This window comes from Novosphingobium sp. AAP83 (assembly GCF_001295795.1).
In the GTDB taxonomy this organism is placed as follows: Bacteria; Pseudomonadota; Alphaproteobacteria; order Sphingomonadales; family Sphingomonadaceae; genus Novosphingobium.
Genome location: NZ_LJHY01000022.1, coordinates 233,841 through 245,305 on the forward strand (window position 1 = coordinate 233,841; position 11,465 = coordinate 245,305).

Genomic DNA, 11,465 nt, shown 5'->3' on the forward strand with positions numbered 1-11,465 from the left:
CAAGCAGGGATTCTGCGTCTTACCGTGCGCCTTCCCTAGTCGGCGCAGCCGATGCCAGCAAGGAGCCGATTTCCATCAGCAGCATTCCCACATCGAAGTTATAGACCGGAGCCTCTGAAGCAAGCTTCACCAGACGAGCATGGGCTTCGACCAGACGCAGCCTCGCGCGATCATCAGCCTGGCTCAAAGCGCGCACGACCGTCATCCTTGCAGCCTCGATCGCAGCCATCTGGCGTTCGCGATCAGGCCGTGCGCCCAGCGCGCCGGCCAAGGCCCCGCGCAGTGCGAGATCGGCATCGCCGCGTTCGATAAGCGCGGTAAATATCACTTGCGCCTTGGCAAGATCCTTTTCGGCAAAGGCCAGAGCGGCACCGGGCGAGCCGCCCGCCACGGCGAGCGCTGCGGCGCGGGTTTGCGCATCGAGTTCGGGTGCTGCGATATCGAGCGCGCGGGCCACTTCGGCATCGGTGAGCGTATGAAAGCGCAGGATCGTGCAGCGCGAGCGCACGGTTGGCAGCCAGCGTCCGAGTGCATGAACGATCAGCATGAAGAACGTGCCCTGCGGCGGTTCTTCAAGGCTTTTGAGCAGGGCGTTGACCGCGCTTTTTTCAAGGGGTTCATCGCAATCGATGATGACCACGCGGCGCGATCCCAAGGTGGGGCGCGTGTTCAAGCGGCGCTGCACTTCGCGCACCTGATCGACCGAGATGTTGCGTTTGGTCAGGTAGGGTTTGCCGTCGTCGCGCTTTTTGGCCTCGTCATCGTTGGCCGGAAGCGGGCGCAGCGTGAGGATATCGGGGTGCTTGCCGGGAGCCGGTTGCGGCACGCCGGGTTCTGCCACCAGTTCTGCGGCTGCGGCCTGTGCAAAACTGGCCTTGCCCAGCCCTTCGCGCCCGGCAAGAATCCAGCCATGATGCATCCGCCCGCTGGCCATCGCCGCGCGCCATGTGCGCCAAGCCTCATCATGGCCGATCAACATGGTCATGCGGGGAGCAATCCGGCAAGCGCGGCCATAACGTGGCCGTGGACCCGATCGGGGGGGGCATCGGCGGGGATCACGCTGAAACGGTCAGGCTCTTGTGTGGCAAAGCGCTGGAACGCGGCGGCTACACTGGCGTGATAGGCGGCGCTGCGCCCGCCAATGCGGTCTGCCTGATCGCCATCGCGCAAGGCAAGGCGGGCAGCGGCAACTTCGGGATCGGCGGTGAGCAATAGCGTTCGTTCGGGCAATAATCCTTCGCTGCCGATGGCATGAAGCGCGAGAACATCGGCATCGCTGAGCCCGCTGCCGCCGCCCTGATAGGCGCGGCTGCTATCGACGAAGCGATCACAGATCACCCATGCCCCGCGTGCGAGTGCCGGCCGGACGAGCTTTTCGACGTGATCGGCGCGGGCGGCGGCAAAGAGCAGCGCTTCGGCCCTTGGCCCCCAGCCCTCGCCTTCGTTGGACAGCAGAAGCGCGCGGATCGCTTCTGCGCCGGGGGTGCCCCCGGGTTCGCGCGTGATCACGGCTTCGATGCCGCGCGCCTTGAGGGCTTCGGCCAAAAGGCGTACTTGGGTGGATTTGCCCACCCCTTCTCCACCCTCAAGCGCGATGAAGTGGCCTTTTTTCATAGGCCTACCATTCGCAAGGCGCCATCGCGCATCCGCGAAACCAACCTACCTTTGGGCACCGATGCTCCGGCCACCAGTGGTAGCACGCGCACCGGTTCGCCGGGTACGCGGACGAGCAAGTTGGCCACGGTTTCGCCCGCTGCAATCGGGGCTTTGAGTGGCCCCTTGTAGCGCACGGCCAGCGTGTATTGCGGGGTTGTGCCGTTGGGCGAGGTGATCGATAGCGGACGCGGCGCGATGAGCGGTACGGTGCGTTCCTGCCCGCCCTGCACTTGCGCCACACCCAAAGTTGCGCCTTGCTCGAACAGCGGCTGCGCGGTCCATGCCGCAAAGCCCCATTCGATAAGGTCGCGCGATTGGCGCTCGCGGTCTTTGGGGCGATCATATCCGCCCAGCACCATGACAAGGCGGCGGCCGTTGCGCTGCGCCGAGCCGACAAAGCCGTAGCCTGCTTCGTTGGTGAAGCCGGTCTTGATCCCGTCAGCACCTACGGTCACGCCGTAAAGCGGGTTGTGATTGGGCTGCGTGATGCCGTTCCATGTCATTTCGGCATGGCCATAGAACTGGCGATAGAGATCGGGGAAGCGCGTGATCAGCGCGCCGCTCAAAGTGGCAAGGTCGGCGGCGGAAACATAAGTCTGCCCTTCGTCCATCCACCCGTTGGGCGTGTTGAAGTGGCTATCGCGCATGCCGAGTTTGGCGGCGGCATCGTTCATCAATCTGGTGAAGGCGGGCACAGACCCTGTTGCGCCCTCGGCCAGCACCACACAGGCATCATTGGCCGATACCGTGACGATCCCTTCGAGCAGTTCGGCCACAGTGGGCTGCGCGTCTGCGGGAATGAACATCGTGCTGCCCACGCTGTGCCATTGGCGGAACGTTTCGGGCCGCATCGGCATGCGCTGGTCAAGCCGGATCTTGCCTTGGGTGAGCAGATCAAACGCGACATAGCTCGTCATGATCTTGGTGATCGATGCGGGCACAAAGCGGCGGTTGGCATCGCGTTCGAACAGGACACGGCCCGAGCCGACATCAAGCAGCAGGGCGATGGGCGCATCGATGGCAGGCATAGCTCCGCTCTGGCCGAGGGCAGACACTTCAGGCGCTGCGGCTTGCACCGGCAAGATGGCGAGAAAAGCGCCTGCAAAAGTGGCGATCAGCTTCAGAGGCAAGTTATAGAATCCCGGACTATCCGGGCCAGCGCACGCCTTTGGCGATCAAGGCGCGGTCACGACCCGCGCATCTGCATAGCCCGCCGAGCGCGCCTTCGCCAGCGCCGCATCGGCTTGTCCACGGTCCTTATGCGGTCCGGTGCGCACGCGCCATACTTTGCCCGCTTGCTCGGCTGAAGCGCCAAGGCCCTTGGCGACCGATTCCGCCCGTTCGCGCGAAGAATAGGCGCCGATCTGGACGAACAGGCCCTTGGCCGTGACGGCGGGCGCGGGTTTGGGCTTCGGTGTCGGCTTTGGTGCGACCTTGGCGGGCGGCGTCTGGGGCTTATCCAATGTGGCCTGAGCGACTGGTACCGGCGCACTTAGCTTGCGCTTCAGCACCGCCAGCAGACCCGGCGGTGTATCCATCCGCGCAGGCACCTGGGCACCGCTGCGCAGCAAGGCGCGCTCGGCCTCGGGCGGATTGACGCGGCGGACCCGCACCGGCAACCGCGATGACGGCGTCACGCCAAGCTGCGCGAAGGTTTGCGGCGAAAACGACACGAGATTGCGGCCCTGCATCGGGCCACGCTCGGTCAACCGCACAAGAATCGTCCGCCCGGTTTCCAGCGAGGTGATTTCGACATAGCTTGGCAGCGGCAAAGTGCGATGCGCCCCGCTCACGCCCTCGCCATAACCTGCCTCGGCATAGCCGACCGAATCATAGTTCATCACATCGGCGGGCGTATAAGTGACCCCCTCGACGACGAACGGCTCACCCAGAACCATCGGATAATCACCCGCCGGACCGCGCACTTGAGCGGCGGAAAGTGGCGCAATTGCTGAATTTCCTCCGCCACAGGCGCTCAGCAGAAGGGCTGTCGAAAGGGCAAGATAGCTAGCGGCTGATTTCATCTGCAAGAAGTCCCACGGACAAGGCGTAAAAGTTCGAGCAGTTATAATCGAGGATAACCCTATAATTTCCGGTTAGCAGATAAGCAGTTCGTCCGCGCCCGTCGGGTTCAAGCAAGCTGGCCATGACATCATCGGCAGGCCAAGCGCCGGATTTCGGCACCATCCCCAGCGCGCGCCATTCGCGCATCGTCTTCCAGCCTGTGTGGCGATCAAACACGCGGGCGCAACGCGGGCTTTGCAGCGTGGTACCAAGGCTTGCGCGATCAAGCCCCTCTGGCACGCTGACAGCAACGCCCCACGGCTGCCCCTGCCGCCAACCGGCATCGCGGAAATAATTGCCAATCGAGGCCAGCGTATCGGCGCGACTGCTCCAGATATCGGCAAAACCATCGCCATCACCATCTTGCGCCACCCGCAAATAGACTGACGGCAGGAATTGCGGATTGCCGAACGCGCCCGCCCAACTGCCCACCAGCTTTGACCGGGGCACGCCGCGATCCACCATTTTCAGCGTCGCGATGAATTCGCTGGCAAACAATTCCCGCCGCCGCCCTTCATAGGCGAGCGAGGCGAGCGAGCGCGGCAGATCGAAATCGCCGGTATAGCCGCCATAATCGGTTTCATGGCCCCAGATCGCCAGCATGACCGGCCCCGGCACGCCATAGCGCCGCTCCATTGCCGCCAACTGGTCTGCCGCCGCCAGATACTGCCGCCTCCCGCGCGCAATCCGTGAAGCATCGACATGATTGCGCCGATAGGGCTCAAACGCCGGAATGGTGCCGGTAGAGGAACCTGGCTGCGCACGGTCCAACTGGATCACGCGCGGGTTGAGCGTGAGCCCCGCCATCACTTGCGCAATGGTTGATTCGCGCACGCCCTCACCCCGCGCCTGCGCCGCCAAAAGCTGAAGATAGCCTTGAAATCCAAGTTCTTCCGGATTGACCTGACCGACGGCAGGCCCCGCCAATGCAAGGGTAATAGCCGCCACTACGCCTGTACGAAGGCCGCGATAACGCTGTAAAAATGTCATGCCCCCATGTCGCACGGATGCTTTCCGAAGGGAATCCCCTTTGCGATGCCCTGCGAAGGCGCTAACGGGCAATCGAATCCGGCGGCGCGAATCCCGCACCAGCCGATTCACGCGGACAGGTGGCCGAGTGGTTTAAGGCAACGGTCTTGAAAACCGTCGTGGGTGGAAGCTCACCGTGGGTTCGAATCCCACCCTGTCCGCCAAAATTACACTTTATTGCCTGAATTTATTGGGGTTTTTACACCCAGCCAAGCACATTCCCACATTCCGTCCCTCATTTGGGTTTGTGTTTCCAATCGCTTGGCGAGCACCGCGCGAGATGGCAGGCTGCATTTGCAATAGGGGGAATCACATGTTTGGGTTGTTTCGCAAAAAGGCTGCTCAAGTAGAAGTTACACCCTCACCCGATCTGAATCTTAATCCTGAGTGGAACCGTCAGTGGGCGAGTTTCCTTGTTAACGATACGCAAGCCGTAATCACCACGCTCAGGCAGGATGCAGGCACTTCCCAGCGTTGGGCGCTTACTTCGCTACTTGCCATCAATGGCGGTGCCGCCGTTGCTCTGTGGGGCGAGGATATGCAGGCCTTATCGAAGGTCGCTTCAATCTCGGCGTTGGTCTTAGGCATTGTTGCGTCTGTTTTGAGCGCCCACATTTCAGCAAACAGGGCGCCAGCTTATATGTTCGGCCTGTTGAAGCACATGGGTTATTGGTACGATGTGCAAGTGACAGGCCAAAGAGACGACGCAAAGGAAAGAGAAAACGGACAAGACTTTGGAGGCGTGCTGACTGCCTCAAGGCGACTGCCTCTAGCCTTGGGTTACGTTTCGCTTACGCTTTTCATAGTTGGCGTCTCGATTGCTGGATATGGCGCTTTGACCGATCCCCCAAAGCAAGAGAGGGCGTCAAACTCCAAGTAGTTCGGCGCATTTTCAGGCGACGAACCTGCGGTTTTATTAGCGCCAATCTGCACAAAACCCGATTGTAGAAATACAAGTGGTTGTGCAGGAATGGGGTAGCAGTTGCATCTCGCAAACGCTTACCACACGGAGCAAAAAGAGAAGGTCAACAGATAGGCAAGGTTACCGATGTTAAACTTCCTTAGGCAAGTTATCTTTGGTCAAGGTCGCAAGGTAGAAGTTCCAGTGGTTACCGCCTTACCGGAAGCACCGCCACGGACTCCTGCGACGTGTGTTTTGTCAGCCCACTCGTCCGTAACCGAGCATACGCCCTTTACTCTCGGCGGGGCAAAAGCATATCAAGCCGCGATAGCCGAATGCAAGACTGGCACTCTCTTGTTGGTCGAACCGGATGGAAAGGGTGGGTTTCTATTTAGAATCGAAGGCGGACCTGTTGTCGGAAAGATCACTTCTCGCCACTCCATGGCGAAAAACATGGCGGAGCCCTTTGTTGTCCATCACGCTTCGATCAACTGTATAAATAGTACGCTTGACCAATCAGGACTGCTGCCGCCTCCAACAGTTAGGGTTGTGACGGGGCACAAGGGATCGACATGGTCGCCATTGCCTCTTGACCCGAAGCCCTTTTATCCGGCCGAAGTTGTGGGAGAGAGTTTCTATCAGCAAGATCTGAGCGACTGCCAAGTCGGTGAGCCAGTTAGGCTCTTTCATGAACATGATAATCCGCACGATGCTAAGGCAATCGCCGTCGTAAGCGTTCGCGGCAAAACGATAGGATACTTGCCACGAGATAGCTGGCTTCGTCGCCCGTTGCTGAAGGAGAAGAAAGAATACTCAGCCGCAATAGAACGTATCAACTACAAGGGCAAGTTCCTCGGCATCGTGATCACTGTCCGCCTAGAAGGCGAAGAAATTGGAACTCGGCCATTCACTAGCGCATGACGCTTTTGAACGTCGTTCAGCCTTGATCTTTAGGTTATCGGCTCCAGAGCAGTAAGTCTTTTTGACGACGGACCCATGGCCTTTGGAACGTATGCTGTCTTCGGAATCATCGGCGGCAGAAGTCCTCGGGCTTCCGATTGCCATAGCTGCTTCTCGAGGTAAGGGTTGAGTTTGAGCTCTTTTTCAACTGCTAATTCCCCAACTCCTATATTCCGCTCTACCTTGCTCCCCACTTTGACAGCCACTGCATCCCGGCGCATGGGCGGTTGATGCAGTTTACCAACTTTGATCTCGACACTTTTCTGCGTGATTATTGGCAGAAGCGGCCTTTGCTGATCCGTAATCCTTGGGCCGGATGGCGCAATCCTTTGGAGCCGGATGAGTTGGCGGGGTTGGCTTGTGAGGCCGAGGTGGAATCGCGGTTGGTGATCGGGGATGATCACAGCCGGGTGATGGAGAGTGGGCCTTTCCCCGAGGAACGCTTTGGCGCGTTGACGGCGGGGCCGTGGACTTTGCTGGTGCAGGCAGTTGATCATTATGTGCCGGATGTGGCCGCGCTGATCGCGCCGTTCCGGTTTGTGCCGGATTGGCGGATTGATGATGTGATGGTGAGCTATGCCACGGATGGTGGCGGGGTTGGTTCGCATTATGACAATTACGACGTGTTTCTGGTGCAGGGTCTGGGGCGGCGGCGCTGGCGCGTGGGGCCGAAGTGTGATGCGCAGACCCCGCTTTTGCCGCATCCGGACTTGCGGCTGATCGATGATTTTATGCCGACTGGCGAATGGGTGCTGGAGCCGGGCGATATCCTCTATGTGCCGCCCTGCTATGCCCATGACGGCGTGGCCGTGGGCGATGATTGCATGACCTATTCCATCGGCTTTCGCGCGCCTTCGCGGGCCGAGCTGATCGAAGGCTGGTGCCAGCAAGTGGTTGAACACTTGCCTGATGAGGACCGCTATACCGATCCCGACCTTGCGTTCCAGGACGCCCCCGGCGAGATCACCCCTGCCGCGATTGACCGGTTGCATGACCTCGCGCTGGAGGCGCTGGCGGACAAGGCGGCGTTTGCGCGCTGGTTCGGCCAGTTCAACAGCCTGCCCAAATATGACAAGGATTGGCGGCCCGATGCGCCGGTGAGCGCCAAGGCGTTGCGCGCACTGCTGGCGCAGGAAACGCCGCTGGAGTGCAATCCGGCGGCGCGGTTTGCGTTTATCCGAGAGGGCGAGGCGCGAAATCTGCTGTTTGTGGATGGGCAGGTGTTTGAATGCGAGGGCGTGCTGGCCGCGCTGGCGGAGCAATTGTGTTCAGGCGGGGCGATCGTGCTTGATCCGGCGCTGGTCCAATCAGCCGATGCTTTGGCTTTGCTGACTGTTTTGATCGATCAGGGCAGTTTGGCGTTTGAAGAGGATGATTAGGGCCGGATGTCGGGCTGCATCGAGTAAAACAAAAGCGCGGACTGGTGGGCCAGCCCGCGCTTTTTTATGCGGTTTGGTGGGGCAGCGCGATCAGATGTGGATCGCTTTGCCATAGGCGGCGAGCACGCTTTCATGCATCGATTCGCTGATCGTGGGATGCGGGAAGACGGTGTGCATCAGTTCGGCCTCGGTGGTTTCGAGCGTCTTGCCGACGACGAAGCCCTGTATCATTTCGGTGACTTCGGCACCGATCATGTGCGCGCCAAGCAATTCGCCGGTCTTGGCATCGAACACGGTTTTCACAAAGCCTTCAGGTTCACCCAGAGCGATGGCCTTGCCATTGCCGATGAACGGGAACATGCCGACCTTGAGTGTGTAACCGGCTTCCTTGGCCTTGGCTTCGGTAAGGCCGACGCTGGCGATTTGCGGGTGGCAATAAGTGCAGCCCGGAATGTTGCCGCGATCCATCGGGTGCGGGTGGACATCCTTGTTGCCCAGTTCTGCCGCGATGGATTCGGCAGCGATCACGCCTTCGTGGCTGGCCTTGTGGGCAAGCCATGGCCCCGGAGTGACATCGCCGATGGCCCACAGGTTTTTGACATTGGTGCGGCCATAGCCATCGATGGTGATGAAGCCGCGATCCGCGGTGACGCCGAGCGCTTCGAGGCCGATGTTTTCGGTGTTCGGGACGATGCCGACGGCCACGATGACATGGCTGAATTCGCTTTCCGCAACCGTGCCATCCTTGGCCTTGATCTTGGCTTTCAGACCACTTGCACCCACGGCGATGCTTTCAACGCCAGCGCCGGTCATGATCGTAATGCCCTGCTTGGTCAGCGCCTTTTGCAGGAAACCGGAAACGTCAGCGTCTTCGACCGGAACAACGCGATCGAGCATTTCAACGACAGTGACCTTTGAGCCCATATCGTTGTAGAAGCTGGCAAATTCGATGCCGATGGCGCCCGAACCAATGACCAAGAGATTGCTTGGCAGTTCCTTTGGCGTCATCGCATGGCGATAGGTCCACACGCGTTCGCCATCGGCCTTGGCAAAGGGAAGATCGCGCGCGCGCGCGCCGGTGGCGACGATCACGTGTTTGGCGGAAAGGGTTTCGGTGCCCTTGTCGCCGGTCACTTCGACGCTGGTGGCGCTCTTCAGCACGCCTGTGCCCATGTGGACGGCGATCTTGTTCTTCTTCATCAGGTGGCCAATGCCCTGATTGAGCTGCTTGGCGACGCCGCGCGAACGCTTAACCACCGCATCAAGATCGGCGCGTATATTGTCAGCCGCCAAGCCATAGGACGCGGCGTGCTTCATGTGATTGAGCACTTCGGCGGAGCGCAGCAGCGCCTTGGTGGGGATGCAGCCCCAGTTGAGGCAGATGCCGCCAAGGTTTTCACGCTCGATAATCGCGGTTTTCAGGCCAAGCTGGGCGCAGCGGATTGCTGCGACATAGCCACCGGGGCCTGATCCGAGAACGATGACGTCGTATTGTTCAGCCACGCTTATGCTCCTTCAGACCCTTGTCCCGGGCCATTGATTTAGCGTCAGGAGCAGCTTGCGCCGCTCCTCAATGTATCAGGCAATCAGGCCAAACGGGTTTTCGATCAGGTTCTTGAACGCCTGCATCAGGGCTGCGCCATCGGCCCCATCAATCGCGCGGTGATCGAAACTGCCGGTGGCCGACATGACGGTGGCAATGCCGAGCGCGCCATCAATCACATAGGGCCGTTGTTCGCCCGCGCCCACGGCCATGATCATCGCCTGTGGCGGGTTGATGACGGCATCGAAACTCTTGATACCGAACATGCCAAGGTTGGAAAGCGTGGCGGTGCCGCCCTGATATTCGTGCGGCTGCAGCTTGCCATCGCGTGCCTTGGTGGCCAGCGCTTTCATCTCTGTGGCGACGGCCGAGATCGACTTGTTGCCGGCATCGGTGATGATTGGCGTGATCAGGCCCGAAGGCGCAGCGACCGCCACCGAGATATCAGCGCGCGAATAGCTGCGCAACTCGTCACCTGCAAAGCTGACATTGCATTTCGGCACCTGGATCAGTGCTTTGGCCAAGGCCTTGATAATCAGGTCGTTGACCGACAGCTTGATGCCATCGGCTTCGAGCGCCTTGTTCAATTGTCCGCGAAGCTTGAGCAGGGCATCGAGCTGGATATCCACCGTGAGGTAGATGTGCGGAATCGTCTGCTTCGCCTCGGTAAGGCGGCGGGCGATGGTTTTGCGGACGTTGTTGAGCTTTTGCGCCTGATAGGGGATGCCGAAATCGGGGACCGGTGTAGCGGCAGCAGCTTTGGCAGGTGCGGCTTTGGGCGCAGCGGGGGCGGCAGGTGCTGGGGCTGCTGCTGCGGGCTGGGCGGAGGTGTTCACGTCGGCCTTGACGATTCGTCCGTTCGGCCCGGTGCCCTTCACGCTGCCAAGATCGACGCCTGCATCGGCGGCAATCCGCTTGGCCAACGGGCTGGCGACGACGCGGCTGCCTTTGGCAACGGGGGCTGGGACTGGTGCCGGAGCAGTTACGACAGGGGCTGGTGCCGGAGCTGGCGCTGCAACAGGAGCAGACGCTTTTGCAGCAGGTTCTGGCGCGGAGTCTTCGTCTTCTGAAGAAATCGTGGCGATGACGGTGCCGACTTTCACGCCTTCGCTGCCCTCGGCCACGTCGATGGAAACAATCGTGCCTTCGTCCACAGCTTCGAACTCCATGGTGGCCTTGTCGGTTTCGATTTCGGCCATGATATCGCCCGAGGAGACTTTATCGCCGACTTTCACCAACCATTTTGCCAGAGTGCCTTCCTCCATGGTCGGCGAAAGGGCGGGCATCTTTATCGCGATAGGCATGGGCGGTTTCCGGGTCCTGTTCGAGCACAAGGAATCTTGTGCCGAAGCACAAACCTCCTTCGCATCTTTTGTCTCCCCCATTTCACCAGCATGGTGCGTTCGGTCAAGTGGCTTGCCGCTTGCACTGCATACGAATTTGCCGGTACTTAAAGGCTGAGGGACCCATAATATGCCACAACGTATCTATCTCGTCATCATGGATGATACCGATGAGGCCCGTGCAGCCTTGCGTTTTGCCGCGCGGCGCGCGGTTCGGACGGGCGGGACGGTGCATATTCTGGCGCTGGTGCCGCGCCAGCAATTTGTGGCGTTCGGCGGAGTTCAAGCGACCATCGAAGAAGAAGCACGTGACCGGGCCGAGGTTCTGGCGATGACCGCAGCGGGCAGTATCGCCACAGAATCAGGGCTGACCCCGGTGATCGCGGTGATGCAGGGCGACGGGCCGCAATCGGTCCGCGCCTATTTGAACGAACACCCTGAAATCTCTGCACTGGTGCTGGGTGCTGCGCCTGAAGGCGGTCCCGGCCCGTTGGTCACGCACTTTGCCGGGAACGCAGGCCAGCTCCCCTGCCCGCTGATGATCGTACCGGGGGGCTTGAGCGATGAGACGATTGACCGGGTGAGTTAGG

11 protein-coding genes and 1 tRNA gene are annotated in these 11,465 nt (G+C 60.3%); 5 read left to right on the top strand and 7 right to left on the bottom strand.

Annotated elements, in window-relative coordinates:
- Nucleotides 1–19 precede the first annotated feature (19 nt).
- From IP81_RS12700 to IP81_RS12720, 5 genes are read right to left on the bottom strand one after another with little or no spacing between them, the layout of a single operon-like run.
- Nucleotides 20–985, bottom strand: coding sequence for a hypothetical protein (locus IP81_RS12700; protein ID WP_054108348.1), 966 nt, complete (start codon nucleotides 983–985; stop codon nucleotides 20–22).
- Entirely contained in the window at nucleotides 982–1,614 is a 633-nt protein-coding gene (tmk, locus tag IP81_RS12705) for a dTMP kinase (protein WP_054108349.1), read from the bottom strand. Before tmk ends, IP81_RS12700 begins: the two co-directional genes overlap by 4 nt.
- The gene (locus IP81_RS12710) at nucleotides 1,611–2,786 is read right to left on the bottom strand and encodes a D-alanyl-D-alanine carboxypeptidase family protein (protein ID WP_054108350.1); all 1,176 of its coding nucleotides are present in this window, start codon (nucleotides 2,784–2,786) and stop codon (nucleotides 1,611–1,613) included. The genes tmk and IP81_RS12710 overlap by 4 nt, the downstream gene beginning before the upstream one ends.
- Before the next feature lie 45 nt (nucleotides 2,787–2,831).
- On the bottom strand, nucleotides 2,832–3,680 hold the full coding sequence (locus IP81_RS12715) for an SPOR domain-containing protein (protein WP_054108351.1): 849 nt from the start codon (nucleotides 3,678–3,680) through the stop codon (nucleotides 2,832–2,834).
- The gene (locus IP81_RS12720; RefSeq protein ID WP_054108352.1) at nucleotides 3,664–4,710 is read right to left on the bottom strand and encodes a lytic transglycosylase domain-containing protein; all 1,047 of its coding nucleotides are present in this window, start codon (nucleotides 4,708–4,710) and stop codon (nucleotides 3,664–3,666) included. Before IP81_RS12720 ends, IP81_RS12715 begins: the two co-directional genes overlap by 17 nt.
- Before the next feature lie 113 nt (nucleotides 4,711–4,823).
- Between IP81_RS12720 and IP81_RS12725 the strand changes: the two genes are divergently transcribed.
- The 4 genes from IP81_RS12725 (at nucleotide 4,824) to IP81_RS12745 (ending at nucleotide 7,989) form a co-directional block, all read left to right on the top strand.
- Nucleotides 4,824–4,913, top strand: a tRNA-Ser gene (locus tag IP81_RS12725).
- Between the two features lie 149 nt (nucleotides 4,914–5,062).
- Nucleotides 5,063–5,629, top strand: coding sequence for a hypothetical protein (locus IP81_RS12730; RefSeq protein ID WP_054108353.1), 567 nt, complete (start codon nucleotides 5,063–5,065; stop codon nucleotides 5,627–5,629).
- 168 nt (nucleotides 5,630–5,797) lie between these two features.
- The gene (locus IP81_RS19755) at nucleotides 5,798–6,571 is read left to right on the top strand and encodes an HIRAN domain-containing protein (RefSeq protein ID WP_082356141.1); all 774 of its coding nucleotides are present in this window, start codon (nucleotides 5,798–5,800) and stop codon (nucleotides 6,569–6,571) included.
- A 269-nt stretch (nucleotides 6,572–6,840) separates the two neighbouring features.
- A complete protein-coding gene (locus IP81_RS12745; protein WP_054108356.1) occupies nucleotides 6,841–7,989 on the top strand; it encodes a cupin domain-containing protein in 1,149 nt (382 codons plus the stop codon).
- A gap of 90 nt (nucleotides 7,990–8,079) precedes the next feature.
- On the opposite strand, the gene lpdA is transcribed toward IP81_RS12745, so the two are convergent.
- Entirely contained in the window at nucleotides 8,080–9,492 is a 1,413-nt protein-coding gene (gene lpdA, locus IP81_RS12750) for a dihydrolipoyl dehydrogenase (protein WP_054108357.1), read from the bottom strand.
- 75 nt (nucleotides 9,493–9,567) lie between these two features.
- A complete protein-coding gene (locus IP81_RS12755; protein ID WP_054108358.1) occupies nucleotides 9,568–10,836 on the bottom strand; it encodes a pyruvate dehydrogenase complex dihydrolipoamide acetyltransferase in 1,269 nt (422 codons plus the stop codon).
- A gap of 169 nt (nucleotides 10,837–11,005) precedes the next feature.
- Here IP81_RS12755 and IP81_RS12760 point away from each other — a divergent pair, with 169 nt between their 5' ends.
- The gene (locus tag IP81_RS12760) at nucleotides 11,006–11,464 is read left to right on the top strand and encodes a universal stress protein (RefSeq protein ID WP_054108359.1); all 459 of its coding nucleotides are present in this window, start codon (nucleotides 11,006–11,008) and stop codon (nucleotides 11,462–11,464) included.
- Nucleotide 11,465 lies beyond the last annotated feature (1 nt).

Bases quoted from the DNA above. Each gene is read 5' to 3' on its own strand.
- tmk (WP_054108349.1), bottom strand. From the start codon at position 1,614: ATGAAAAAAGGCCACTTCATCGCGCTTGAGGGTGGAGAAGGGGTGGGC.
- IP81_RS12700 (WP_054108348.1), bottom strand. From the start codon at position 985: ATGACCATGTTGATCGGCCATGATGAGGCTTGGCGCACATGGCGCGCG.
- IP81_RS19755 (WP_082356141.1), top strand. From the start codon at position 5,798: ATGTTAAACTTCCTTAGGCAAGTTATCTTTGGTCAAGGTCGCAAGGTA.
- IP81_RS12760 (WP_054108359.1), top strand. From the start codon at position 11,006: ATGCCACAACGTATCTATCTCGTCATCATGGATGATACCGATGAGGCC.
- IP81_RS12730 (WP_054108353.1), top strand. From the start codon at position 5,063: ATGTTTGGGTTGTTTCGCAAAAAGGCTGCTCAAGTAGAAGTTACACCC.
- IP81_RS12720 (WP_054108352.1), bottom strand. From the start codon at position 4,710: ATGACATTTTTACAGCGTTATCGCGGCCTTCGTACAGGCGTAGTGGCG.
- IP81_RS12745 (WP_054108356.1), top strand. From the start codon at position 6,841: ATGCAGTTTACCAACTTTGATCTCGACACTTTTCTGCGTGATTATTGG.
- IP81_RS12715 (WP_054108351.1), bottom strand. From the start codon at position 3,680: ATGAAATCAGCCGCTAGCTATCTTGCCCTTTCGACAGCCCTTCTGCTG.
- IP81_RS12755 (WP_054108358.1), bottom strand. From the start codon at position 10,836: ATGCCTATCGCGATAAAGATGCCCGCCCTTTCGCCGACCATGGAGGAA.